Origin of the sequence: Mesorhizobium sp. M0910 (assembly GCF_040319465.1) — a bacterium.
GTDB lineage: Bacteria > Pseudomonadota > Alphaproteobacteria > Rhizobiales > Rhizobiaceae > Mesorhizobium.
In genome coordinates, this window is record NZ_JAMYNZ010000011.1 from 31624 (window position 1) to 57231 (window position 25608).

Consider the following 25608-nt stretch of genomic DNA (forward strand, 5'->3'; position numbering starts at 1 on the left):
ATCGCCCAACTGGATGTCCGGGTCTCGCCACCTCTGCACCCCTACCGCGCTGCCCGCCGGCTCTCCACCGCGTCAAGTCGCTCCTGCAGATGCCCATTCAAAACAATCATCTCCTTGAGCGCCTTCACCGCATCGCCCTTATGCCGGGCGATGAACCTGTCGGCGATGGCCTGCAGCGCAGCCTCCTGGCGGCTGTCCAGCGTCACGATGTGGTCCATGGCGGTGCCTCCGAGCGTTCCTGTTGAAATTGAACAAAACGGGAACAAAAGTGTCAAGAGCGAATTGACTCTGCGAGGAATGCCTTCCTATTTGTCAGTAGGTGGGGCGGTTGCTCACAAATCGAGGAGAGCCGCGATGGGCAGACGAAAAAGCCGGTTCGACAGGCTGTCGGCGAGGGATGCGGAGGCGATCATCAGGGACGCTTTGAGCCTGCGCCGGACGGTGCTGTCGTCGCAGCTGCATCTGAAGGCGCATGGCGAGCTGTTCTGGCAGCTTTACGGGCTTGTCGAGAAATTGCACGAGGTGCTGGCCAGCGTAGCGGAGAAGGAGCCCGATTATCGGATGGCGGAGCTTGGCCTGCTTCCCCTCCCCGAGGATTACTCGACCCGGAAATGAGCCATGGCCGGGCCGATGGACAGCGTTGGGCGTGCCGCCAAGGCCAACATGCTGCCTATCGTGGAGTGCGGCCACTGCTACCACGTCGGGCGCTTCAGGGCGAATGACGTGGCCCAGGTGGTGGGCTGGAACAAACCGCTGGAAGCGATCAGGTTCAGGTGCAAGCGATGCAGCCGCAAGGACACGACGGTGAAGACGCAGTTCATCGATCAGGATCATCCGCCCAAGGGCTACATCTGGGTGCTGCAGAAATTCAAGCGCTAAAACAATGAGCCTTGCGCCGGCGCCTGCTGCGGAAACTTGATCTGCGTCGCCGGTTTGTCGACGATCACTAGCGCGTCATCGGGCGCCGTGCGCTGCAGGTGTCTTGCCTCCGACCATGGCGCGCTGAGCCAAGCCTCGGTTTCTTCCGGCGTGGTCAGGATCACCGGCATTGCCTTGTCGTGGATCGGCGCGATCAGCGCGTTGGGCCTGGTCGTCATGAAGCCATAGACCTGGTGCTCGGCGGGGCCGTCCTTGACCTTGCGAATGCCCTGCCAGCGCGTCCACAGGCCGGCAAAGAAGAACAGCGGGCGGTCCTCGCCGAGTGCAAACCAGAAGTTGCGCTGAATGCCGGTCTCGGGGTCCTTGTCGCCGGGCGTCGGGCTGGGCTCGGCGAAGCTGGTGACGGGCACCACGCAGCGGTTCTCGATGCCGAGATATTGCTGCCAGTGGCCGTATTGCGGATTGCGGATGTTGGTGGTGCCGTAGTCGGCCTTGCCCTTGACCCGCTCCAGTGGCGTCGGCATGCCCCACAGCAGATTGGCTAATTCGCGTTCGCCGTCCGGCGCATTGCGCACCACCGGGCCTGGCTGGTTGGGATAGATGTCGATGGAGGGTTCGAGATTGCCGAGGATATCGCGCAAGGCGCGGGTCCACTGGCGAATGGCCTCCTGGCTGGTCGTGATATTGTAAAGATTGCACATTTCAGGCCGTTCCCGGATGCTCAGGCATCTTGTTGGAAACGGCCCGGAATTTCCAGCGCTGTCCGTCGGGTTGCTGACACGGCAGGCCGTGTCAGCAATGGTTTTGTGAGACCTACCGCGCCGATTGTCTCATAGCTTGTGCGGCGACTGCCGCGAGAAAAGCCCTGGCCGCGGCATCGCAGGCCGCTCGGGACGGACCCTTGGCGAAAAGGAGAAGCTCGGCGGCTCGCATGTTGAGCCCGTGCTTTCTCGCGAATGTGACCAGATCGTAGGGTTTGTTGTCGTAAGGCTCGTCGTCGTCGTAGTCGATCGTCAGATCGTAGTTTTCTTTCATTTTCTTCCTCCCTTTAGCGATCTCCCCCCTCCTGTCGCTAACGCAAAATTAACGTCGATGGCGTCGGGCGAGTCCACCAATCAGAGATTGTGTAAGAAACGTACCGGGGCTGTGCGAGGTCAGATGTGCAGCCTCGCACCGGGTCCGGTGGGCAAGCGCCGCGTACCGACCCGATCGAAACCCGGCCTTCGGGCAGGCTAATTGTTAGGACGTTGATAAGCATTTGGTAATAAAAGGCGGGAAATGAAATGCTGGCTTGATCGGGCATCTATGATGCTGTCGTTCTCAGTGGGCCTGTGACGTGCGCATCAAAAGCCAGATCCTTCTCAGTATGATGGCCGCCGCGGCTTTGATCGGGGTGGTCGGCGGCGTTGCGATTTTCACGCAGATGGCGGCGATCAGGGCGTTGGGGTTGACCGAAGCGACCAATGTCGCGCGCGAACTGGCCAACACGATCGTGTTCAGGTCATCCGATGGGGCGCCGTCGCTGTTCGACCGACCCGACGCGCTCCGGGAGTTTTTGGAGCATCAGCACCATGGTTCGCGCAGGGATTTCCTGGTCGTCGATCGCAACAAGGTCCTTCTGGCCCACGCTTCCGACGAGGACCACAAGGTCGGCGACAAGTTCGATCACGACGCCGGCGATGAAGTCGGCCAGACTCTGAAAGATGGCATCTCCCGCAGGTTTGAGGATGCTCATGAGGCCAACGACATGCTGGTCGTTCCGATCGAACATCCCGAGGACACGATCATCGGTGCCGTGCTCCTGGAATACGACCCGTTGCTAGGCGATGCCGAACGGCGCACCAGCAACATGCTTTGGTTGGTTGGCCTCAGCGCGACAGCCGCCATGCTGGTTGCGGCGGGATTCGCCGCTGTACTGCTGCGTCGTTTCGGTACCGGCCTTTCTGGCATGATGGGAGGCATGGAATCGCTGGCCAAAGGCAATGCCATGACGCGTGTAAGCTACACCGGCAAAGATGAGTTCGGGCAGCTGGCGCACGGCTTCAACATGATGGCCGCCGAATTGGAATCGGCGCGGGCCCACATCGAGGATATCGTCGAGACGGCGGCTGAAGGCATTGCCGTCCTCGACGGTGATGGCCGGATTGCCAGCGTCAATCCCGCGGCGGTCTCGATGATCGGGCGGCGCGCCAACAAGATCGTCGGCCAGGAGTGGCGCTCGGTCATGACGATACGTGATCCGAAAGGCGACGAATTCGCCGCCGGGACGTCTCCCATCGAGCTGGCCTTGACCTCGGGCCGCCAACACCAGGGCGAAGTGCGCTTGACCAAATTGGACGGCTCGCATTTGCCGGTGATCGCGAGTTGCAGTCCGCTCAGCAAGTCGGACGGAAGCCTCGTCCTCACGCTCAACGACATCAGCGAACTGCGCCGCGCGGAGAGCGTTGTGAACGAGCGTGCCAATCAGCTGGCTGGGCTGAACCGCGAATTGCACGAGAAGTCGGAAACAACGTCCCGTCTGGTGAAGCTGGGGGAGCTGCTGCAGGCCTGCGTTACGTTTCCTGAAGCGTTTTCAGTGGTCGGCACCGCCATGGCCGAGTTCCTCGGCGGCTTAAGCGGAACCGTCCACCTGACCAGCGCCTCGCGTAACCTGGTGGAAGAGGTAGCGCATTGGGGCGCCGTCCGGTCGAGCGCTGGCCAATTTGCGCCGGAAGACTGCTGGGCGTTGCGGCGCGGCCAGGAGCATGTCGCCGGCCCGGGCATGTTGTCGCCGCGTTGCGCCCATATCACCGAGAATGGCGGCAAGGGTTACGTCTGCATGCCGCTGGCGGCGCAAGGCGAAACACTGGGCATCTTGCATTTGTGTGAACCGAATGCGGCGGACAAACCGCAATGGCTGGCTGAAAGGCAGCAGATCCTGCGCGGCGTCGTCGACACGCTGGCATTGGCGCTGGCCAATCTGCGCCTGCGCGAGACGCTGCGGCAGCAATCGATCCGCGATCCGAATACCGGTCTGTTCAACAGACGGTATCTCGAGGAGACCAGCAGCCGTGAACTGCGCCGAATGGAGCGCTCGGGTCAGCCATTGGTCGTCATGATGCTTGACGTCGATCATTTCAAACAGTTCAACGATACGTTCGGCCACGAGGCCGGTGACCTGGTGTTGAAGCAAGTTGCCGCCACCTTGATCGAGCATGCCAGGGATAGCGATGTCGTATCGCGCTATGGCGGCGAGGAATTCGCCCTTGTGATGCCGGGGTGCTCGCTTGAAGAGGGTGCTGAGCGGGCGGAGGCGCTGCGCCAGGCAATCAGACAGCTTCACCTGGCGCATCGAGGCAGGACGCTGGGCACTGTTACCGTTTCGTTCGGGGTGGCCGCTTACCCCGACCACGGAGCGGGCTGGGCCGAACTCACAAATGCCGCGGATCATGCGCTCTACGAGGCCAAGGGTGAGGGTCGCGATCGGGTCGTGGTTGCGCGCAACAGCGCCCCCGGCGAGCGACAAATCCAGTTGGTAACGGCTCCCAAAAAATAGCCGGACGCCATCTTGCCGCTGATTGCCAAGCGACGCTCGCACGAAGGCCAAGCCGGCCTCGTTGGGTTCGACTAAAGAATAAATCCGGCTAATAACACCGTAAGGAGCAGTGACAGCGGAACGGCTGCAAGACACCAGATCTCCAACGTGTTGTTTTGCCGCGGGTCCATCGTCAGCCTCACTTTTTTATTTTGTCATTGTGACACCAACGGTTGGCCGGAGGTAGCGGTTCCAAGCGACGGTGTTCATAGAGCGCTGCCTGTGCTGCATATTAGCAACAGCTTGACGACCGCTGAGCCCTGTCCCGCCTGGACAACTTCAGTTGGCGCCGGATTGGATGCGCATTCCGCAGGAATGCAAGCGCCCTCCGCATCAGCCGTGCGGGGATTGATCGACGCCCATGATCAGCGCCGAGCCGCATGCCCCGGAACCCGATGGCTGCATCTATCCCCGGACGAAGTTTCGCTACCACCGAGCCGATCCGATCTTCACTCACAGCCAGCGATGCCCGTTCGCAGGGACCTAAGTCTGACCTGCCTGCGCAATGGTCCCGTGCACAGGCAGTTTCGGGAACAACTGCGCCCGTCTTCAGTTGATGGCGTCACCTCCTCGAGGAGACATCGGCGCAGAATCAGTCCCTTCATGCGCTGATTGGGGTCCGCCTGCCATTGCTGGATTTGGCTGGCGGACCCTTGGTTCTGTATGCTCCAGATCGAAGGCGGGTAAGCTCGGGATCACACATCACCCCAGAAATCCTGCAGAGAAGCATGGCGGAGGTCTTCCTCATCCCTGAGATGCTTGACCTGGCTTGACATTCGAGACGACCTCACAGCGCGCGCAGCGGGGTCGCCCTCAGCCCTCCAGCGCCTCGTGCTGGTAAAGCTCGTCCATGCTGAGCGTCGCCAGCGCGGCGAAGGGTGCCTGCTTTTTCACGCGGCCGTGGCTCAGGATCACGACGTCGTCGCAGAACGAGATGGTGCTGCGATGATGGCTGATGACGATGGTGGTGCGGCGGCCGGCGCGCGACTTCAGCGTTTCGACGATCGCCGCTTCCGATAGCCCGTCCACAGCATTGGTGGCTTCGTCGAGGATGAGGATATCGGGATCGCGCACCAGGGCCCTGGCCAGTGCGATCCGCTGCCGCTGTCCGGCTGAAAGGTTAACGCCGCGGTAGCCGACGACGGTCCTGTAGCCTTGCGGCAGTTGCTCGATGAAGCCATGCGCTTCGGCCAGTTTTGCCGCGCGCTCGGCATCGTCGGCCGAGGCGGCGTCCTGGCCGTAGACAATGTTTTCGAAAATCGTGCCGTCGACCAGTTCCAGCTCCTGGCTGGCAAGTGCAATGTGCTTTCGCCACTGGCTGGGGTCGATGCGGTCCAGCGGCGATCCATCGACGAGGATCCTGCCGCTATCCGGTTCGACAAAGCGGCACAGGAGATTGACGATCGTCGTCTTACCGGCGCCCGACCGGCCTATCAGCGCGGTTGAGCGGCCGCTGCGCAGGTCGAAGCTCGCCGCATGCAGCACCACCGCGCGCTGTTCCGAACCGGAATAGGTAAAGGTGACGTCCTCGAACTTGATGCCTTGGCTGAGCCCGGGGAACGCCGCGTCACCTTGCGGCGGCTGGGGCTTGCCGGATGGGTCCAGCATCCACGTCACCTCTTCAAGCGATCCGCTCAGGCCCTGCAGCTGGCTCCAGGCCATTTGCAAAGACCGCATATAGGGCTGCAGCCTGTAGAGCAGGATGACGAAGGCGACGATCAGCGGGAAGCTGACATTGGCGAACCAGGCGCCGATCACCACCGCCAGGAACAGCATGGCGTGCAGGATTTCGGTCAGCGGCGGCAACGCTCCCTGACGGGTCAAAAGCACGAAGGCGGCGCGGCGCACCGCATCCGACGCCTGGTCGAATGCCGCCTTCTCGCGTTGCTCCTGGCCGAAGATGCGGATCAGCCGCCCGGCATGCACCAGATGCAGCATCTGTGAGGCGAGCTGGCTGTTACGGGAGGCGACGCTGCGGCTCGGCGCCTTCAGATTGGCGGACAGCATGGCGTGCGCGACCTGCACCAGCGCCAGGCCCAGCGTGACCAGCAACGTCATCTGCCACGACAGGAGCAGCAGGAAGGTCAGCAGGATGATCGCGGCCGATGCGTTGACGATTGCCCCCAGCGTGATCTGGATGGCATCCGAGGCCCGCCAGGATTCGTTGGAGATGATGTTGAGCAGCCGCCCGGGACTTTGCTGCAGGAAGAACGGGTACCCTACCCTGACCAGCTGCTCCGACAGCGCGCTGCGGATCGAATGGCTGGCCTTGCCGTAGATGAAGGTGGTCAGCAGCGTGTTGGCGTAGGCGAACAGATTTTTCAGAACGATCGAGCCGAGGATGGCGACCGATATGACGATCAGCCGGTCGCGTTCGCTCAGGCTCGCTCCGACATGCTGGAAGACGGCGGAAAAGCCTGCCATGCCGGTCTGCCCCTGTTGCCCCATGATTATGTTCAGCAACGGGATGATCAGGCCGATACCGAAGCCTTCAAGTGCCGCGCTGAGCAGCCCGAGCACCACTACGGCCGGAAGCAGGCGCAACTGCTTTTGCCCGAGCGCGCGACGCAGCATCGGCAGGCTGGGCGGCATCAGTCGCATGATAGCGGATCACCTCGCCTCGGCATTTGCCTGTTGCTCCTGTCGCATCTCCGTTGTCTTTGGCGATTTCGCCAGCAAAAGCACCGCGAACTTGGCCGCGCCGAGCAGATTCATGCCGATGATCGGCCAGTGCGACAGCTTGAGTTCACGATCGAACAGCGGGCCTTTCCTCAGTTCGCGCAAGGCTGCCCTCATCGACCAGTAGAAATGCCGAAGCAGCCACGGCGCGTGGCGGATATGCTTCAGGCAAAGCCCGCCATTGCCCATGCTGTAATCGCGATGCAGCTTTTCGATGGCCTTGCGGTCGCGCCGGCCGTGATGGTGATAGATGGTCATGTCGGGCACATATTCGACCGGAATGCCGAGCAGCACGGCCCGGACGAGATAGTCCGTATCTTCCGCGGAGCGCAGCGGGCCGCCGGCGCCGAAGCGTTCGTCGAAACGCCCGATTCGGGCGGCAACATCGCGGTGCATCGTCATGTTGCAGCCAAGCACGAAGCCGCCGGGATGGACATCCGGCGTAAGCCGCGCGCGCACCGGCGACCACTTGATGGTGAACGGCAGGTCGCGGGGGTCGCCGATCTCGACGCGGCCGCCGCGGATGACCCGTTCGCCGGCCGCATAGTGCCGCTGCAGATCGCGCAGATAATCCTTGTGAACCGCGCAATCATCATCGACGAAGACCAGCACGCGGCCCCGCGCCCGCTCCAGCCCGGCGTTGCGCGCGGCCGCCAATCCGGGTCGCGGCTCGCAAATGGCAGTGAACGGGATGTCCGACAGTTCGGCGATGCTGGCCAGCCGTTTGGCCGTGCTGTCGGTCGAGCCGTTGTCGACAACCACCAGCTCGGCGGCAAAGTCGGCATGGGCACGACACGCGGCCTGGATCGAGCTGATGCAGGGCTCGAGTACGGCGACACGGTCGCGTGTGCAGACAATGAAGCTGACCGCCGGCGCCGGTCCTTGCTGCGGCCGCGGCGACATGGCCGCCGGCATCATCGAGCGGCCGCGTTGCTGGAGCTGGTGCGATTTGACGAACATGGGTTGCTAGCTCAACTGGTTCGAAGGCAAAACCGCCGCGGCCGGCACGGACTGCAGATACCGCGACAGGGCATCCACCTGCCTGGTGACCGACATCGAGGCGAGACTGAAGCGCGGCGCGAAAGCACCGGTGCGAAACACGTACTGCTCGCGGCGCCGGATGAGTTTCCATTTCGCCGTCCGTGTCAGGAATTCGTGCATCAGCAGCGGCTGTCTTTCTCCCGATATCAGCTGATAGAGGAAATAGAACAGGTTCAGCGTGCCGGCCTGGTAGCTCGGCCTCGTCTCGACCGGAAGCGCGGCTATCCTTTCTTCCAGCGCGAGGATCCATTCGGCGGCACGGCGAATCGTCTCCATCGACAGGACATCACCGGTGGCGCGGAGGTCCTGCGTCTCTTGTGCGAGCCCTTCGCGTTCTAGGTTCTCGGCGACGATCTTCAAATGCGTCCTGCGCATTTCGCGCTTGTGCCTGTTGGTCACGCTGTCGTCATGGATACGATAGGCGATGAGGCTTTCGGGGATCATTGCTGCCGGGTAGCGATCAGTCAGTCGCCTGAACAGGTCGAAATCCTCGGCGTGCTTGTAGCTCTCGTCATAATGTAGAACGCCGTCTTCGATGACCTTCCGGTTATAAACGACCGTTGAATGCATGAAGATCGTGAAGAACATCGACAATATGCGCAGGCTATTGTCCTGGAATATCGGATCGGGCGACCCCCTGACGATGCGGTTGCCGAGCAACGTGTCGAAGCTTGCACCGCATAGAGCGAGGTCAGGCTGCTGGTCGAACAGTGCTACCTGCCGCGACAGGCGCTGGGGATACGCGATGTCGTCGGCATCCATCCTGGCAACCAGATCGCCGCGGGCCATGGCCAAGCCTTCGTTCAGCGTTGCGATCAGGCCGCGGTTTTCGCGTGAGATGATCGAGATGCGGCTGTCGGCCTGGCGATATTTCCGCAGGATTTGCAGCGAGTTGTCCGTCGAGCCGTCATCGATGGCGATGACCTCAAGATGCTTGTAATCCTGGCGCAGGATGCTGCTCAGCGCAGCGGCCAGATAAGGTCCCGCATTGTAGATCGGCAGCAGAACGGAGACCAAGGGAGCAGCAGCCATAGTCAGCCCCGATCGGTTTGTTGCAGCTTGCGCGGCAAGCGTGGTGCGCCATCAAGCGGCCTGCCCAGATATGCTCCGGCCGCAAGCCATCCGGCATTGCCCACGTCGATGCCTGCCGGGGCGGCGCCTGGGCCTCTTCGAGCGACATAGGGGAAGTGGCGCTTGAGGCTGTTGAGCGGCTTTTCGAAAAGCAGCCACGAAACCGAAGCCAGCATGAGCGTTGCCGTTCCCGCAACCAGGAACCGCCCCGGCCCTTGCTCGGAGACGTTGAGCGGGATCCACGGCTGCGATTTGACGACCAGCGCCAGCACAATGGGATGGTAGAGATAGACGCCGTAGCTGATGCGGCCAAAACCGAGCAGCGGCGGCAGTTCGAGAAGTTTTCCGGCGCGCCCGCCAATGCCCCTCGAACAGCTTGCAACGATGACCACCAGCGGCGCGACAGGCAGGATCTGCAACAGCAGCCAGAGGCCCCATTCCTGCACCGGATTTGCAGGCGTCGGCGCAAACCACTGCAGAACGAAAAACGCCGCAGCGAGCCCCGGCCAGCCAACTCGAAGCCATTGCGGCAAGCCAGCAGCTCTTGACCGGTAGGCGGCGAGCAGCGCGCCTGACGCCAGTGCATCCATAGACGCCGGCGGCAGCAGGTCGCGCGCCAGGCTGGGCGTTCCCGCGATCGGCCAATAAAAGCGATAGGCCAGCGACAGCGCGATAACGCCGATGCAGATCGATTCCAGGCGCCGGCGCGGCGCCAGCAGGATGATCAGCGGCCAGGCGATGTAGAACTGCTCCTCGATGCTCAGGCTCCAGAAATGGCAGAGCAGCCAGGGCGTCCATTCATTCTGCGATGCGTACCAGAAGTTCGACAGATAGAGCGCATGCCAGGCCAGCGACCCTCTGGACTGCTCCAGGTCCACCAGCCAGACGAAACCCAGCACGGCGAAATAAGGCGGGAATATCCGCAGCGCCCGCCTGATATAGAAGGATTTCAGCGCCGGTCCGGTTTCGAATTCGGCGGCCGCTCTGGCTTCCAGCAGCAGTCGCGTGATCAGAAAGCCGCTCAGCACGAAAAACAGGCGCACGCCAATATGGCCCCAGAACGAGGATCCTCCGGCCGCGAAGAAGTGGGCGTACAGCACCATCGTCACGGCGATGGCCCTCAGCGCGTCCAATTGGGTGTCGCGCGCATTTCCCATTAGCGGCGTACGCCGGCGGGACGGCGAAACTGCCAATCGGTCAACATGGCGGCGTCGTTCACGGCGCATTTCCAATCGGTAGCGCCCCCCTCACCCAGAATAGGGCCACCATTGTGCAACGCAACACAAAAAGTTGACACATTTGAAACAGGAACGTGAGACGCTACTAATAAAGCACAAGAAACAGCAGGAACCAGCCCGAATTGTCCATTTTTGACGATTTTCACACCCTGCCTTGGCCGACCAATTTCGGCGGCAGGGGTGCTGCGATGCAACATGCTCGCCGCCGCCGCGAAGCTCGTCCGCTCGATCGCCGCCGGCAGCACCGGCGTCATCCTCGTCGCGCATGATCTCTCCACGGTGCGGGCGCTGGCCGACAGGATCGTGGTCCTCAGCCTCGGACGCGTGGCCTATGATGGATCCCCCAGGCACCTGAGCGCCGACCAGCTGTGGGACCTCATAGCGAGCGGCACCCTCGCATCCGCCGGGCCAATAGGAAGGCGTGTTGAAGGAGGGGCTGCTTCGCGGGACCCACTCACGCGCAAGCTTCCCGCCTCCGGGTTACGCCTCCTTGCTCGCGTTCGCGAGCGCCACTGTGCGACGCTCCGGCAGCCCCATTCCGACGAGCGCACCGGCGAGCGAGAGCAGAGCGGAGACGTCGATTGCCGAGGTGAAGCCATCACTGAACGCATCGGTGGACGCGAAGCTTCCGGTCCCGGCGAACACCGCACCGGCGATCGCGATCCCAGATACGCCGCCAAGAAAGCGGAACGTGTTGAACGTGCCGGCAGCCTTGCCGACCTCCGGCCGCGCAACCGCATTGAGCACCGCGTTCTGCGCGGCAGGCATGGCCATCGATACGCCTGCGCCGGTAATGATCAGCGGCGCGACGAGCTGGATGTAGGGCAAATCAGGTGCTGCGATCTGCGCCAGCCAGGCCATTCCGGCCGCTTGCAGGATCAATCCGGCCACCACAAGCCAGCGCTCACCGACGCGGTTGATCAGGCTGCCGGCGATCGGTGCGACCACAAAAAGCGTGGCGGTCCAGGGCAGCAATCCCATGCCGGCGCCGAGCGGCCCACGGCTCTGGGAAAACTGCAGAAACTGCGGCAACAGGAATACGAGGCCGTACATGGCGGCGCAGAGCAGGAAGTTCGCACCTACGCCCGAGGAGAATGCGCGCGCCCGGAAAAACCGCAAAGGCAGCATGGGCTCACGGGTACGCAACTGCCAAAGGACGAATGCGATGGCGAGAAGCAGCCCGGCCGTCAGCGCCGACAGCACTTCAGAGCTGCTCCAGCCCACGATGTTGCCGCGCATCAGACCCCAGACCACTCCAAATGCCGCCGCAGTTACCAGGACGACGCCGAGGACATCGATTGCCGTGCCCGGCCCGTGACTCTCCGGAATCCGACGCAGCACCAGCGGGATGAGAACGATGCCGACCGGAACATTGAGCCAGAAGATCCAGTGCCAGGAGAGGCCTTCGGAGATCGCACCGCCGGCCATCGGACCGATGATCAGGGCCAGGCCGGTGATGCTGCTGAAGATACCCAGCGCCTTGCCTCGTTCCTCCGGAGGAAAAGCGACGCTCAGCAGCGCCATGGCCAGCGGCATGACCATTGCGGCACCCGCGCCCTGAACCGCGCGGGCCGCAATCAGCAATCCGGCATTTCCAGCGAGCGCGCAGGCAACCGACGCTGCGACGAACAGCGCCAATCCGGCGATGAAGATGCGGCGGCGGCCGAACCTGTCACCGAGCGCCGCCCCGGTCATAAGCAGGACGGCAAAACTCAAATTGTAGGCGTTCATCGTCCATTGCAGCGTCTCCAGCGAGGCATCGAGTTCGACCCGCATCGTGCTCAATGCGGTCGCCACGACCATCGCATCGAGAACGACCATCAAGGAGCCTATCGACGTGAGGGCGAGAACCCAGACCTTCGTTGACCCCGCACTTTGCTTGCTCATGATTATGACGCCTCCGGCTTGAACAGATGGCCCGCCAGTCTCGCGGGCCCGTGATCCAGTGACGCGGAGGCACCACCAAAGGATTCCAGCTAAAGAAAGTTTTTTTCGACCGAATCCTTTTGCCATCGTCGAGCGTCTATAGGACGCTGCCCGCGATGGCGGGCGCCCTGCCTGGGAGATACGCATGAAATCGACGCTTGTGCGATGACCGGATCCGCAATCGGCACGCCAGAAGGACGGGAGCCATTTGACCGGCTGCTCGGCGAATTGCGGCCGAAACTGCACCGTTACTGCGCCCGCATGACCGGTTCGGTGATCGATGCCGAGGATGTCGTTCAGGAAGCTACGGTCAAGGCGCTCGAGGCGTTCCCCGGGAGCGGGCCGATAGCCAATGTCGAGGGCTGGCTGTTCCGCATCGCGCACAATGCCGCGCTCGACCACCTGCGCCGTCGCGCCAGGGCGGATGCCGCGCATGCCGTCGATGATATCGACATGATACCTGACCCCGGTATGTCGGCCGAGGGTCGTCACACTGCAGCCGCAAGCCTGCAGACCTTCATGCGGCTGCCCGCGGCGCAGCGTAGCAGCGTCATCCTCATGGATGTGCTCGGCTATACGATCGAAGAGATCGGCAACATTATCGACAGCAGCGTTCCGGCGGTGAAAGCCGCTCTGCATCGCGGCCGTCTGCGCCTGCGCGAGGTCGCCGGCGAGCCTGACGATCGGCCTGTGCCGGTGTTGACCGAGCCCGAGCGGGCGCGTCTGGCAGCCTACGTAGATCGGTTCAACGCCCGCGACTTCGATGCGATCCGCGACATGTTGGCCGAAGACGTGCGGCTTGACCTCGTCAACCGGCTCCGGGCGAGCGGCCGCGCGAAAGTGGGCCGATACTTCCACAATTACGCGGGTATCCACGATTGGCAACTGCTTCCAGGCCAGGTCGATCGGCACCCAGCCATTCTTGTGATCGATCCGGATGACCCGGCCGGAGGGCCAAAATACTTTATCCTGCTGGAATGGGCGGGCGACAGATTGGCGAGAATTCGCGATTTCCGCTATGCGCGCTACACGCTTGATGGCGCCGAAGTAGTGCCTCTGCGGGCATAGCAATTCGCGTTTCATAATGCCGAACAACCACTGCCAGGATCGCGGCCGCTTGCCATCCAAGCGGCCGCCCTTTTTCGTCGATCCTGCTTTAAGCCGGTTGCAACTCCCTGCGCGGCAGCGGCGGGAAGGCGATCGCAATCGCCATCGCACCAAGCCCGACAAGGGCCGAGCCGATGAACAGCCAAGAATAGCTGGCATAGGCATCGAACACCATGCCGCCGGCGAGCGGGCCGAAAGCCATGCCAAGGCTGGACAGCATGGTTACGGCACCGAACACGGTGCCGAGGATGCGCTGGCCAAAATATTCGCGCGCCAGCACCGCATAGAGCGGCATGACGCCGCCATAGGTGGCGCCGAAGATGACGGCGAGCGTGTAGAATTGACCAAGCTCGCTGACGGCCAGATAGGCGGCGATAACCACGGCCTGTATGGCCAGCCCGGTGATCAGCACCGGCTTGACGCCCAGCCGGTCGGCAAGCACGCCGTAAAGCAGCCGGCCACCCAGCCCTGCTAGGCCCTCGATGCTGTAGATGCTGACCGCCGCCATCGGCGCTATGCCGCACAGCATGGCATAGCTCACCATGTGGAAGATTGGCCCGGAATGCGCCGCGCAGCAGGCAAAGAAGGTCAGTCCCAACACGATGAATTGCGGCGAGCGCAGCGCCTGCGCAACCGTCATGCCGGCACCCTCGGCGGCAACGCTTGGGGCAGCGCCGTCGGCAGCGGGCTTGGGCGGCTGGCGCACCAGAAGCGCGGCCGGTAGTAGCAGCACCCACGCGGTTATGCCGATGTCGAACATTGCGGTGCGCCAGTCGTAGGCCGAAATCAGCCAGCGGGCGAAGGGCGAGATGGTCATTGGCGCCACGCCCATGCCGGCCGAGACCAGCGAGACGGCGAGGCTGCGGTTCGTGTCGAACCAGGCGGAGGTCAGCGCGATCATCGGCGCGAAGAAGGCGCTTGCCGCGAGGCCGACGAGCACGCCGTAGGCCAACTGGAAAACGAGCAGCGAACCGGTGCGGCTGGCCAGGACCAGCGCCAGGCCAAGCAGCACGGCGCCGGTCATGACGACGATGCGGGCGCCAAAGCGGTCGTAAATGGCGCCCCAGGCGAAGCCGCCGAGGCCCATTACCAGGAAGTTCAGCGTCATCGCACTCGATATGCCGGCGCGCGACCATTGTGTGTCGAGCGCCATCGGTTCGAGGAAGATCGCCAGCGAGAACATCGCCCCGAGAGCGACACAGGTCATCAGCGCGCCAGCCGCGACGATAACCCAACGATAGGGAAGGCTCATTTCAATTTTCTCCCATGCCGGAAGCGTTGATACGGCACGACCTTTTCGAGCTTCGCCGAGCCGCTTGCGTCCGAAGGACGTTGGACATGTTTTGAATCCGACAATCCGGTTGCATTTTTTATCCAGTCAGAAAATTGCGCCGCTCAACTGCTCCAATGCATTGACCGTGCATCGTCCCGAGCTAGATTTCCAGCCTGGCCATCAGGAGCTATCGGGTATGGAACTTCATCGCGGCCGTCTCATCGACCACCTCCAGCTGGTGGTCAGGGATATTGCGGCCAGCCGTCGTTTCTACGAGGCGGTTCTCAACGTGCTCGGCATCCCGATCGGTGGCGCCGGCAATGATTATTTCTGGGCCGACGAGCTGTTCATTTCCAGCCCCGACAGCCCGGCGGCCCTGGGAAAGCTGACCGGCCGCCATCACCTGGCCTTCCAGGCAAATGACCGCGCCATGGTCGACGCATTCCACGGGGCCGGGCTTGAGGCCGGCGGCACCGACAATGGCGCGCCCGGCGAACGATCCTACCATCCCGGCTATTACGCCGCCTTCCTGCTCGACCCCGACGGCAACAACATCGAGGCCGTCCACCACGGCGCGGCCAACCGCAGCGCCGATTCAGTGAAGATCACGTTCTAGCTCTATGGACAGGTAACGAAGGCGGGGGGTCGCTTGTGCTACTAACAGGGTAATCTCGAAGCCGCCGCTGTCTTTGCCACGGAGCCCTGCGCTATCGCGCCAGCGCCGCCATTTGGCCCGCAAGGAAGTCGACGAACAGCCGCGCGCGAACGGGCAGCTGTCGCCCGTACGCATGGACAATGTGCACCGGCATGGTCGGCATCGCCACCTCGGGCAGGATGCGGACCAGGCGACCCGTGTCGAGATCGTCCTGCACCGCAAACCGCATCAGATGCGCGATGCCGGCGCCGGCAAGTGCCGCATTGCGGATGGCGCCGCCGTCGTCGGTATCGAGCCGCCCATCCGGCACGATCATCGTACCGTCGGCAAATGTGACCGGATAAGGCCGGCCAGCCATCTGGTGGCGGACGAATTCATGGTCCCGTAAATCCTCGACCGATGCCGGACGGCCGCGCCGCTCGACATAGGCCGGTGAGGCCACCAGCATGATCGGCAGATTGGCGATCTTGCGCGCGACGAGCCCGGTGTCTGAGAGCGGCCCCATGCGCACCGCAACGTCATAGCCTTCGCGGATCAGATCGGCGTGACGGTCGGTGACGCTGAGCTCCAGTTTGACTGCGCCGTGCTGCGCAAGGAACGCTTGCGCCCATGCCGCAATCAGGCCACGCCCAAGCTCGACCGGCGCTGTAACACGCAGCAGGCCGCGCGCCGTATCGGCCATCTGGACGATGTCTTCGGCATCGTCCAGCGCTCTTAGCAGCGGCGCAACCCGCTCGTAGTAGGCGAGGCCTTCGCTGGTGAGCCCGAGCCGACGCGTCGAGCGCTGGATCAGCTTGACGCCGAGCCGGCGCTCGAGCCGCGCCACGCTTTTCGACACCGCCGACGGGCTGGAGCCGACCAGCCGGCTGGCGGCATGGAACGAGCCGGCATCGACCGTGCGGACGAAGGCGACGAGACCGGCGGTCTTTTCGAGGATGGTGGTCATTCCGGAATTCCAGGCACGAAAGAACGGATTGTGGGCACCATAATACGCGTTTCGATCATGATTAAATACCGCTCATCGTCAACAAAGGAGAGATTTGATGAGCAAGCTGAACGGCAAGGTCGCCATCGTCACCGGCGCCTCCAAGGGTATCGGCGCAGCCATCGCCAAGAGTCTTGCCACGGCCGGCGCCGCAGTGGTCGTCAACTACGCCTCGTCACGGGAAGGCGCCGACCGCGTTGTCGCCGAGATCGAGGACCGTGGCGGCCGCGCCGTCGCCGTCCAGGGCGACGTGTCGCAAGCGGCTGATGTGCGCCGCCTGTTCGAGGCGGCGAAATTGGAGTTTGGCGGGCTCGACATACTGGTCAACAATGCCGGAGTCTTCGCATTCGAGCCGCTGGAAGCGGTTACCGAGGCCGAGTTTCACCGCGAGTTCGACACCAATGTGTTGGGCATCATTCTGACCACGCAAGCAGCAGTGAAGCATTTTGGCGCGGGCGGCGGCAGCATCATCAACATAAGCTCGGTCGCCAGCCGCAATCCGCAGCCGAACTCGCTCGTCTACGCCGCCACCAAGGGCGCGGTGGACACGATCACGCTGTCGATGTCGCGGGAGCTCGGCGCACGCAACATCCGCGTCAACGCCATCGCGCCCGGCGGCATCGATACCGAGGGCCTCGCGCGCATCGGCATCGTCGGCAGCGAATTCGAGAAGCAGATTATAGCCATGACGCCGCTCGGTCGCTTCGGCCTGCCCGACGATGTCGCCCGCGTCGCGGTGTTCCTCGCCTCCGACGAAGCGTCCTGGCTGACCGGCGAGCGCATCACCGCCTCCGGTGGCTGGCGATAGGCATGGAGGGCGCGAACCTGCCGGCTCGCTGACCGTGCTACCCGCGGCGCGACGCACTGCAATCGATGACGAGAGCGATCTAAGCCCTATGTAGCAGCGAGGGAGGAGCGCCGTGCGCCATCGATGACGGCGAGATGCCAGGGAGGTAACGAATGACGGGCGACGAAAAAGCAATCCGAAAGCTGGTCGAGACGTGGATGGATGCGAGCAAGCGTGGAGACATCGCGACCGTCCTCAGCTTGATGACGGACGACGCAATCTTCATGGTTCCCGGCCGGGAACCCTTCGACAAGGAGATCTTCGCGGCAGCCGCGCGGGAGACGGCCGGCGTTCATATCGACGGCACGAGCGATATCGTGGAACTACAGCTTCTCGGCAATTGGGCCTTCATCCGCAGCCGCATCAATATGACCGCGACCCCGCCGAATGGCGAGCCGGTCCATCGATCGGGATATGCGCTGACGCTCCTGCGCAAGGAGGCGGATGGTGAGTGGCGGCTCGCACGCGACGCAAACCTGCTGACCCAGCAAGGCTAGAGCCGGTCTCCGGCATCTCTGCACCTGGGCGAAGATGCGATGCAGGTCGCTCTGATTCCCTCCACCTGATCACACCGGCAAGAGGGCGTTCGACTTGACATCGGCGATGGAGGCGAACGTGTGCGTTTCGCGCACGCCGGGCAGCGGCAGGATGACCCGCTGCAGGAAATCCTGGAACACCGCCATATCGGCGATCCGCGCCTTGACCAGATAATCGAAACCGCCAACCACCATATGGCACTCCAGAACCTCCGGAGCTTTCGCCACGGCTTCGGCAAAGCGGTCAAAGACGTGCGGCGCCGTGTGGTCAAGCCGGACCTCGATGAACACCAGCGTTCCCCGGCCGATCTTGCGCGGATCGAGCACGGCCCTGACCGCGGTGATAAAGCCGTCGCGGAACAGGCGCTTCACCCGCTGGCTGGTTCCGGTCGGCGACAACCCGACGCGCCCGGCAAGATCAAGCGTCGTCCGACGGCCGTCTTCCTGCAGCAACCGGAGCAGGCTGCGGTCTATCTGGTCGAGGTCGCTCATTTCACAATCCACTCTATCTAAGGGATTTGCGTGTTGATTTCACGCAGAGACGCCGAAATCAACGTATTTCATAACATAAAACCTCGCAATAGCCTGCGCTTCCCTCACCGCTGAAAGCAAACGTGGTGAGCCGATTTCGAACACAGGAGTGCAGGATGACCAAGGAAGCGTTCAGCCCAGCCGGCAAGAGTGCGGCAGAAATCAGCAAGGGAGCGACCGAGATCCTGGTGCTGAGCGAAACCGACGTGATGGAATGCATCGACCTCAGTCAGCTTCTCGATGTTCTGGAAGACGGCTTCAAGGCGCTGTCACAAGGCAAGGTCGTCAATCCACCCCGACCACAGCTCGACGTCCCCGGAGCCGGCTACAGCCTCGCCATGCCGGCCTGGATGGAGGGCATGAACCTGACCGTCAAGATCGTCAACGTCTTCGAAGGCAACCTGGCCAAGAACCTGCCCAGCCACCTCGCCACCATCAGCCTGTTCGATCCGCTGTCCGGCCTGCCGGTCTGTATCATGGACGGCACCTTCATAACCGCGGTGCGGACCTCCGGCTCCGCCGTGCTGTCGGTGCGCGCGCTTGCCCGCAGGGACGCCAGGATAGCAACCGTGGTCGGCGCCGGCGTGCAGGCCAACCAGCACCTGCATCTGTTGCCGCTGGTGCGCGACTTTGCCGAAATCCGTGTCGCTTCAAAGAGTTTCGACGATGCGGCAGCGCTTGCCCGGCTGCATCCGTCGGTGGTGGCGGTCGCCGACCTTGAGGCGGCAGTGCGCAGTTCCGACGTGGTGTGCCTGGCGACGCATTCCTACGAGCCGGTGATCGAGGCAGGCTGGGTTCGGCCGGGAACGCATGTCTCCTCGGTCGGGGTGGCGCCGCCCGGCGGTGAAATGCCGATCGAGCTCATCGGCAGATCCAGTCTTTTTGTCGAAACCAAGGATGCGTTCAAACCGACCCCGGTCGGATCTTGCGAGCTTGCCGGCTTCGACCCGGATTTCGGCACCGAGCTTGGCGCCATGCTGCTCGACCGCGCGCCGGGCCGCGTTTCGGATCAACAGATCACCACCTACAAGGCGATGGGCATTGCGATGGAAGACATGGTCGCTGCCGACCTCGTCTATCGTTGCGCCCGGCGTCTGCACAAGGGAAAGCTCATCGTGCTGTAGGCGCGTGCCGCGAGCCAGGCGGGATCGACGGTGCTGACAATGGCGCTTTCGCGCAAGCGGCCGGGCTAAAGGCCGGCCCCTCAGGCCGGCTCGCGCTTCAGCGCCTGCGCCATGCAGTGAATGCCGCCGCCGGTCTTCGAGATCTCGCTCATGTCGATGGCCGCCACCTCGAAGCCGCGCGCCTTGAGCTGACCGATCAGCGTCTGGCTCGAGGTCGGCGCGATCACCCGGTCCTTGCCCAGCGACATGAAGTTGCAGCCGAGCGCCATGGTATCCTGGAACGGCACGTCGATGATTTCGTGGCCCTTGCCCTTCAGCCAGTCGACGATGCCCGGCTCCGTGCAGGCGAGGCAGACAGCGGTCAGTTTTTCAGCGATCGGCACCACCATCAGGTCGATATGGACATAATATTCGTCGATGAAGGCGATGCGGGTCTCCCAGCCCTCCTTGTCGAACCAGGCCTGCACCTGGCGCGCGCCCTCCTCCTGCGTGCGGGCGCCGCCGCAGCCGATCAGCACCGTGCCGTCCTCGATGACGTTGAAGTCGCCGCCCTCGAACGTGCCGGCGGTGACCATGTCGTAGATCGGGATGCCGAGCCTCTCATAGGTGCGGATCGCCGCGTAGTTCTCGCCGCGCCGCCACCATTGCGACATGGCGGTGATGATGGCGCCGTACGGCGTCATGACGCTGGAATCGCGCGAGTAGACCTGCATCGGCAGTTCCGGCGTCGGCTCGTGCCAGTGGATGTTGACACCGAAATGCTCATAGGCGGCGACCAGGTCCTTGTGCTGCGCCTGCGCGATCTGGACGTTGCATGGCGCTTCGCGCAGATGCTTGCGCGACAGCGAGCTGGTCGAGAGATGGCGCAGGAAATTCGGCGAGCCGAGCAGCACGTCGGTCAGCACGTCGGTCTCGTTGGCGAAGCCCCAGGCGGTCAGCGGCTTGGTTCCGCCGGCCGGGTTGCGGTGCTGCAGCGAAAACGGCTCGGCGACGATGCGGTCATGGACGGTCATGGGGTTTCTCCTCGTGAAGGGCGGCTTGGTTGATCATGCGGCTTGGTTGCCTGGTATCCACCAATCTCGTCCGCGCGGGGTGGTGATGTATTCCGGCCAGCGAAATCCGATTGGCGGATCGTAGTCGCAGAGCGGCGCGATCCAGTTCGAGCCGCCGATGCCGCCGCCGGTGCGGGTGACGAATTCATCCATCGCCGCGTCGCGCGCAGCCTCGTCTTCCAACAGGCGAAGTGCTGCCAGCGCGACCGTCTTTGCGGCGCAGATGACCATCGGGTCGATGGTGGCAGAAATGCCGCCCAGCGCATTCATAGCCCAGGACGGAAACGCGTGGCCGTTCTCGGATCGCAGCGCCGGCCGGGCGACGTAGAATCGTGCCGTCGGTGTATGCCACGACATGTCGGTGTAATCGTCAGAGGTGGAATTGAGCTGCCAAGGCGGCAGGTCGCGGCGCAGGAGCGCCTCGGCCGCCTGTGGTGCAATCAGCCGGTCCAGTTCGTCGATGAATGGTTCCTCGGTCGCCTCGCCCCCGGCATTGAGCTGGACTTCGCGGGCGATCGCCTTGGCCGTCTCGTCCCAGCACGGCGGCCCGACCGCCGCCAGCGCGTCGAAGGCAATACCGGCCATGACGTGATTGGCCAGCCCCGGTCGCGACTTCGACACCCAGTGCCGCTCATGGCGGCAGCCGCTCATCCTGGCTGCGGCTTCCGCATTGCGGTCGAGCACGGCGGTGACCTGCTCGGCCATCGCCAGCGTCGGCACGCGGATCATGTACTGGATCTCGGCCAGCCCGGCCAGCAGATTGTCGGCGGTCGCCTGGCCCGCCGTCAGGATCGCCTCGCTGATCGACCAGCCGCCCTGATGCGGCAGCATGGAATCGCGCAGCGCCTTGGACGCCATATACATCATCATCAGCGCGTCGTTGGCGCCGGGCGCCCTGACTGCCGAATGCGCCTGCGGGATGGGTGCTGCGCCGCCTGCCGCCCTCGCCCAATGTTCCGGCTCGTCGCACACAAAGCGGTAGATCATCGCATAGGCCGCACCGCAATGCGTATTCCAGCGCGCGGTATTGCAGAGCGGCAGCATATAAAAAGGATGGAAGGAGACCATGCCCGCTAGCCCATCGTAATAGCCCTTCGCGGCATGGATCGGCTTCGACCCGCGCACCTTCTCCGCCGGCTCGCCGGTGAAGCGCAGCGTGCCTGATATGCCGTGGCGCTGCATCGCCGCCTTGGTCGCCAGCAGCCCGCCGAGGCTGGCAATGCCGAGGCCGGAATGCGGATCGGTGTGGCCGCCAGCCTGTTCACCGAGGCCCGGGCGCGGTCGCTTCACCGTCGCCGCATCCTGGCAATTGCCTGGCACCGCGTCGTACTCGGCATACATGCCGATCGTCGGGCCGGGCCCGTTGGTCCAGTGGGCGCAGAAGGCGGTCGGCATGCCGCCCGATCCTTCCTCGACCGAAAAGCCTTCGTGCTTCAACTGCTCGACATACCAGGCGGCCGACTGGTATTCGCGCCAGGCGGTCTCGCCGAAATCGAAGATCGTCCGCGTCCACGCCGACAGCGACGGCTGGATGTCGTCCAGACAGGCAAGTGCGGTCGCTTGCGCGGAGGTCACCGGTTTCTCCATGGCGGAAAGAAAGCAGTGAAGCGCCCCGCCAAAAAGTGATATGTTTTCCCGGCTCATGCAAATTCGGTTCACCTCTTGAGAATTCCCTCGACGCAGGCGCTGCGCGCCCTCGACAGTTTTGCCCGCCACGGCAGCGTCTGGCGCGCCGCCGACGAACTGCATCTGACCCGCAGTGCCGTCAGCCATCAGCTTCGCCTGCTCGAACGCGATCTCGGCTTCGACCTGCTCGAGCGCATCGGCAAGGGCGTGGCACTGACGCCGCGCGGTCAGCGCTATGCCAGCGACGTGCGCAAGGCGCTGACAGTGCTGGGCGACGCGGTGACACGCCATGCCGGCACCGGCATAGGCGGCTCATTCAGTGTCAGTTGCACGCCGGGTTTCGCCTCGCTGTTCCTGTGCACCCATATCGGCGAGTTCCGGCAGATGTACCCCGATGTCGCACTGCGCATCCTGACGCCGCGCCGTCTCGATGATGTCAGCAACGCCGAGGCCGACGCCTTCATCGCCTTCGGCGTCGGCAACTGGCCGAACCGCGCGGTCGAGCTGCTGTGCGAAATCTCGTTCACGCCGTTGTGTAGCCCTACCCTGCTCAACAAGATCGGCGGCTTCTCCAAGCCGGCAGACGTGCTGCGCGCCAATCTCCTGCATCTCGGCGATACCGAGGACTGGGCGCGCTGGCTGGCCCTGTCCAAGGTCGAGAACCCCGACCCGGAAGGCGGCATCTTCTTTTCCGACATGAACCTGGTCTTTTCGGCGGCGATCGCCGGCCAGGGCATCGCCATGGGCGACGAGCTGACCAGCGGCCGGGCACTGAGCGAAGGCCGGCTGGTCCGCCCCTTCGACATAGCGATCAATTCACCGCGCTCGTATTTTCTGGTTTCCGAGCACGCCAAGGCGGCGCATCCGGTGCTGGAGGCGTTTGGGCGGTGGCTGCGGTCGAAGCTGTCGGAGAACCAGCGTTAATCTCCCCCCTCGAGGGGGAGATGGCCGCGAAGCGGCCAGAGGGGGTCGGTCCAACTGGGCTCGGCCTGCTGCTGCAGGGGAGGTTGGCACTTCAAGTGAAGCGACCCCTCTGTCGCCTTCGGCGACATCTTCCCCTCGAGGGGGGAGATTGGCACCATAGATGAATCAAATTTGCCGATCAGGCGAAAACTATTCGGTTGCGGTGAGCCGCCGCCCTGCCTACGATTTCGCCTACGCTAAGGAAAGGGCAGGATGCAGCAACCCGGCCGGGCCGCAGAGATCAAGGCAATCGGGATCGGCAAGAGCTTCGGCTCGTTCCGTGCGCTGGACGATCTGACGCTCGATATCGGCCGTGGCGAGTTCCTCACCTTGCTCGGCCCCTCCGGTTCCGGCAAGACCACCTTCCTGATGATCCTTGCCGGCTTCATTCAGCCGACCGACGGTCGCCTTTACAGCGACGGCGTCGACATCACCGAGCGGCCGGCCGAGCAGCGCGCCGCCGGCATGGTTTTCCAGGGCTATGCGCTGTTCCCGCATATGAGCGTCGAGGCCAACATCGCCTTCCCGCTCAAGGTGCGCAAGAAACCGGCGGCCGAAATCAAACGCCGCGTCGGCGAAATGATCGAGCGCGTCGGGCTCAAGGGCCACGAGAAGAAACTGCCGTCGCAATTGTCCGGCGGCCAGCAGCAACGCGTGGCGCTGGCGCGGGCGCTGGTGTTCGAGCCGGGCGTACTTTTGCTCGATGAGCCGTTTTCGGCACTCGACAAGGGCCTGCGCGGCCAGATGCAGGCCGAGATGAAGCGGTTGCACCAGGAGACCGGCACCACCTTCGTCTTCGTCACCCATGACCAGAGCGAGGCGCTGGCGTTGTCATCTCGCGTCGCCATCTTCAACCATGGCAAATTGCTGCAGGTCGGCGCGCCGGACGAGGTCTACGACCGGCCGGACAACCGCTTCGTCGCCGAGTTCCTGGGCGAGATCAACATGCTGCCGCTGAAGGGCGTGCGCCCGGCCGACAATGGCTCGACGGGCCTCTGCGAAGACCGCGCGATCAGCATGCGCTGCAGGGCCGAGAAGGTCCGTGGCGATGCCATCCTGGCGATCCGGCCGGAATACATGTCGATCGCCCGCGAAGCCGCGGCAGGCGAGAACGGCATTGCCGCGACTGCCGTCGCCTCGACCTATCTCGGCGCTGCAACGCGGCTCGATCTGACGACGCGCCAAGGCGCCAAGGTGACGGTCTCGGTGCCGAACGAGGTCGCCGCCTCTGCCCTCAGCAAGGGCAATTCCGTCTGGCTGACCTGGCCCGCGGAGAAAGGCTTCCTCCTTCCGGATAGAGAGCAATGACGATCGGCGTGGCGAATTCGCCAAGCTGACATTCAGGAAATACCAACGACAAAAAAGGGGAACTGACATGACAAACCAAACCAAGAAAAATTCCATCGAGGCGCTATCCGCCAGGGCAGTGCACGGCGAGATCTCGCGCCGGCAGTTCACGCAGCTGGCCGCACTGGTGCTGGCCGGCACGCCGATGCTGCTGCGCTCGACCGGCGCCTTTGCCGCGGCGAAGGAACTGGTGCTCGTCAACTGGGGCGGCGACGCCATCACCGCCTACGATGCGGCTTACGGTCAGGCCTTCACCAAGGAAACCGGCATTGTCGTTAAGATGGACGGCTCCGGCCCGACCGAAGGCGCGATCGCGGCGCAGTTCAAGAGCGGCGCGCCGACCTGGGACCTGGTCGACGTCGATCCGTTCTCGGCCATCACGCTCGGCGCCCAAGGCATGCTCGAGCCGATCGATTATGCGGTCGTCGACAAGAAGAAGATGCGGCCGGGCTTCGGCTGGGAATACGCCGCCTCTACCTATTTCTTCTCCTATGTCATCGCCTATGATGCCGAGAAATACGGCAGCCAGGCACCAACCGGCATGGCCGACTTCTTCGACGTGGCAAAATTCCCCGGCAAGCGCTCGCTCTACAAATGGGGCGTGTCGAGCTGGGAAGCGGCACTGCTCGCCGACGGCATCGCGCCGGCATCGCTCTACCCGCTCGACCTCAAGCGCGCGCATGACAAGATCGCCGCCTTCAAGGAAAACGTCGTCGCCTATTGGGGTGGCGGCGCCGAAAGCCAGAGCGTGCTGCTCAATGGCGAGGCCTCGATGGCGATCGTCTGGTCGACCCGCGCTTCGCTCATCGAGCAGGATTCCGGCGGCAAGATCAAGTTCATCTGGGACCAGGGCCTGATCTCGCCCGGCGCGCTCGCCGTGCTCAAGGGCAATCCCGGCGGCAAGGACGCGGCGATGAAGTTCATCGCCAGCACCCAGGACCCGGAGAAGGAACTCATCATGTTCGAAAAGCTCGGTCAGGGTCCGGCCAACCCGGCCACCGATGCGCTGATACCCGCCGACAAGAGGCGCATCAATCCCGTCGATCCCGAGAACATGAAGAAGCAGATCCCGCTCGACATGGATTGGTACGCCAAGAACTACGGGGCGGCACTCGACGAATACACGAAGATCATCTCCGCCTGACAAGCCGGGA

General features: G+C 63.4%; 25 protein-coding genes. 11 read left to right on the plus strand and 14 right to left on the minus strand.

The window, feature by feature from the left end; genetic code table 11:
* Nucleotides 1–41 precede the first annotated feature (41 nt).
* A complete protein-coding gene (locus tag NKH78_RS24605) occupies nt 42–218 on the minus strand; it encodes a hypothetical protein (RefSeq protein ID WP_352705670.1) in 177 nt (58 codons plus the stop codon).
* Nucleotides 219–354: 136 nt separating this feature from the next.
* Between NKH78_RS24605 and NKH78_RS24610 the strand changes: the two genes are divergently transcribed.
* Both NKH78_RS24610 and NKH78_RS24615 read left to right on the plus strand, forming a co-directional pair.
* Nucleotides 355–615: a hypothetical protein gene (locus NKH78_RS24610; RefSeq protein ID WP_352507145.1), complete on the plus strand. Its 261-nt coding sequence runs from the start codon at nt 355–357 to the stop codon at nt 613–615.
* Nucleotides 616–618: 3 nt separating this feature from the next.
* Nucleotides 619–879 (plus strand): hypothetical protein, encoded by a 261-nt coding sequence (locus NKH78_RS24615; protein ID WP_352737385.1) that lies wholly within the window; start codon nt 619–621, stop codon nt 877–879.
* Here the strand turns inward: NKH78_RS24615 and NKH78_RS24620 are convergent.
* Both NKH78_RS24620 and NKH78_RS24625 read right to left on the minus strand, forming a co-directional pair.
* The gene (locus NKH78_RS24620) at nt 876–1580 is read right to left on the minus strand and encodes an SOS response-associated peptidase (protein WP_352507144.1); all 705 of its coding nucleotides are present in this window, start codon (nt 1578–1580) and stop codon (nt 876–878) included. The genes NKH78_RS24615 and NKH78_RS24620 overlap by 4 nt on opposite strands.
* 112 nt (nt 1581–1692) lie before the next feature.
* Nucleotides 1693–1914: a hypothetical protein gene (locus NKH78_RS24625; protein WP_254819423.1), complete on the minus strand. Its 222-nt coding sequence runs from the start codon at nt 1912–1914 to the stop codon at nt 1693–1695.
* A gap of 301 nt (nt 1915–2215) precedes the next feature.
* Here NKH78_RS24625 and NKH78_RS24630 point away from each other — a divergent pair, with 301 nt between their 5' ends.
* Entirely contained in the window at nt 2216–4414 is a 2199-nt protein-coding gene (locus NKH78_RS24630; protein WP_352737384.1) for a sensor domain-containing diguanylate cyclase, read from the plus strand.
* Nucleotides 4415–5266: 852 nt separating this feature from the next.
* Here the strand turns inward: NKH78_RS24630 and NKH78_RS24635 are convergent.
* From NKH78_RS24635 to NKH78_RS24660, 6 genes are all read right to left on the minus strand, one after another.
* Nucleotides 5267–7054 (minus strand): ABC transporter ATP-binding protein, encoded by a 1788-nt coding sequence (locus tag NKH78_RS24635; protein WP_502899840.1) that lies wholly within the window; start codon nt 7052–7054, stop codon nt 5267–5269.
* Nucleotides 7055–7063: 9 nt separating this feature from the next.
* A complete protein-coding gene (locus NKH78_RS24640; protein ID WP_502899842.1) occupies nt 7064–8050 on the minus strand; it encodes a glycosyltransferase family 2 protein in 987 nt (328 codons plus the stop codon).
* Between the two features lie 48 nt (nt 8051–8098).
* Complete coding sequence (locus tag NKH78_RS24645; protein WP_352737383.1) at nt 8099–9205, minus strand: glycosyltransferase family 2 protein; 1107 nt, start codon at nt 9203–9205, stop codon at nt 8099–8101.
* A 2-nt stretch (nt 9206–9207) separates the two neighbouring features.
* Nucleotides 9208–10401, minus strand: coding sequence for an acyltransferase family protein (locus NKH78_RS24650; protein ID WP_352737382.1), 1194 nt, complete (start codon nt 10399–10401; stop codon nt 9208–9210).
* Complete coding sequence (locus tag NKH78_RS24655) at nt 10401–10736, minus strand: hypothetical protein (RefSeq protein WP_352690348.1); 336 nt, start codon at nt 10734–10736, stop codon at nt 10401–10403. The genes NKH78_RS24650 and NKH78_RS24655 overlap by 1 nt, the downstream gene beginning before the upstream one ends.
* Before the next feature lie 226 nt (nt 10737–10962).
* Nucleotides 10963–12555, minus strand: coding sequence for an MFS transporter (locus NKH78_RS24660; RefSeq protein WP_352884529.1), 1593 nt, complete (start codon nt 12553–12555; stop codon nt 10963–10965).
* 18 nt (nt 12556–12573) lie between these two features.
* Between NKH78_RS24660 and NKH78_RS24665 the strand changes: the two genes are divergently transcribed.
* Nucleotides 12574–13476, plus strand: a complete 903-nt coding sequence (locus NKH78_RS24665) for a sigma-70 family RNA polymerase sigma factor (RefSeq protein WP_352737381.1) — start codon at nt 12574–12576, stop codon at nt 13474–13476.
* Between the two features lie 88 nt (nt 13477–13564).
* Here the strand turns inward: NKH78_RS24665 and NKH78_RS24670 are convergent, their stop codons facing one another.
* Nucleotides 13565–14767, minus strand: coding sequence for an MFS transporter (locus NKH78_RS24670; RefSeq protein ID WP_352743691.1), 1203 nt, complete (start codon nt 14765–14767; stop codon nt 13565–13567).
* Nucleotides 14768–14984: 217 nt separating this feature from the next.
* Between NKH78_RS24670 and NKH78_RS24675 the strand changes: the two genes are divergently transcribed.
* Complete coding sequence (locus NKH78_RS24675; protein ID WP_352884531.1) at nt 14985–15404, plus strand: VOC family protein; 420 nt, start codon at nt 14985–14987, stop codon at nt 15402–15404.
* 91 nt (nt 15405–15495) lie between these two features.
* On the opposite strand, the gene NKH78_RS24680 is transcribed toward NKH78_RS24675, so the two are convergent.
* Complete coding sequence (locus NKH78_RS24680) at nt 15496–16389, minus strand: LysR family transcriptional regulator (RefSeq protein ID WP_352884532.1); 894 nt, start codon at nt 16387–16389, stop codon at nt 15496–15498.
* A gap of 97 nt (nt 16390–16486) precedes the next feature.
* On the opposite strand from NKH78_RS24680, the gene NKH78_RS24685 reads away from it, so the two are divergent.
* Both NKH78_RS24685 and NKH78_RS24690 read left to right on the plus strand, forming a co-directional pair.
* Nucleotides 16487–17236 (plus strand): SDR family NAD(P)-dependent oxidoreductase, encoded by a 750-nt coding sequence (locus NKH78_RS24685; protein ID WP_352884533.1) that lies wholly within the window; start codon nt 16487–16489, stop codon nt 17234–17236.
* A 152-nt stretch (nt 17237–17388) separates the two neighbouring features.
* Complete coding sequence (locus NKH78_RS24690) at nt 17389–17772, plus strand: YybH family protein (RefSeq protein ID WP_023677276.1); 384 nt, start codon at nt 17389–17391, stop codon at nt 17770–17772.
* A 69-nt stretch (nt 17773–17841) separates the two neighbouring features.
* On the opposite strand, the gene NKH78_RS24695 is transcribed toward NKH78_RS24690, so the two are convergent.
* Nucleotides 17842–18303, minus strand: coding sequence for an Lrp/AsnC family transcriptional regulator (locus NKH78_RS24695; RefSeq protein ID WP_352884534.1), 462 nt, complete (start codon nt 18301–18303; stop codon nt 17842–17844).
* A gap of 155 nt (nt 18304–18458) precedes the next feature.
* Between NKH78_RS24695 and NKH78_RS24700 the strand changes: the two genes are divergently transcribed.
* Entirely contained in the window at nt 18459–19466 is a 1008-nt protein-coding gene (locus tag NKH78_RS24700; protein WP_352884535.1) for an ornithine cyclodeaminase family protein, read from the plus strand.
* A gap of 80 nt (nt 19467–19546) precedes the next feature.
* Here the strand turns inward: NKH78_RS24700 and NKH78_RS24705 are convergent, their stop codons facing one another.
* Complete coding sequence (locus NKH78_RS24705) at nt 19547–20479, minus strand: dimethylarginine dimethylaminohydrolase family protein (protein ID WP_352884536.1); 933 nt, start codon at nt 20477–20479, stop codon at nt 19547–19549.
* Nucleotides 20480–20512: 33 nt separating this feature from the next.
* Nucleotides 20513–22105 carry a zinc-binding metallopeptidase family protein gene (locus NKH78_RS24710; RefSeq protein ID WP_352884554.1) on the minus strand — a complete coding sequence of 531 codons (1593 nt, stop codon included), beginning with the start codon at nt 22103–22105 and terminating at the stop codon, nt 20513–20515.
* A 75-nt stretch (nt 22106–22180) separates the two neighbouring features.
* On the opposite strand from NKH78_RS24710, the gene NKH78_RS24715 reads away from it, so the two are divergent.
* The 3 genes from NKH78_RS24715 to NKH78_RS24725 all read left to right on the plus strand — a co-directional run bounded on the left by NKH78_RS24715 (nt 22181) and on the right by NKH78_RS24725 (nt 25598).
* A complete protein-coding gene (locus NKH78_RS24715; RefSeq protein WP_352617243.1) occupies nt 22181–23068 on the plus strand; it encodes a LysR substrate-binding domain-containing protein in 888 nt (295 codons plus the stop codon).
* A 252-nt stretch (nt 23069–23320) separates the two neighbouring features.
* On the plus strand, nt 23321–24415 hold the full coding sequence (locus NKH78_RS24720; RefSeq protein WP_352884537.1) for an ABC transporter ATP-binding protein: 1095 nt from the start codon (nt 23321–23323) through the stop codon (nt 24413–24415).
* Nucleotides 24416–24482: 67 nt separating this feature from the next.
* Nucleotides 24483–25598, plus strand: a complete 1116-nt coding sequence (locus tag NKH78_RS24725; RefSeq protein WP_352884538.1) for an ABC transporter substrate-binding protein — start codon at nt 24483–24485, stop codon at nt 25596–25598.
* The last annotated feature ends 10 nt before the right edge of the window (nt 25599–25608 follow it).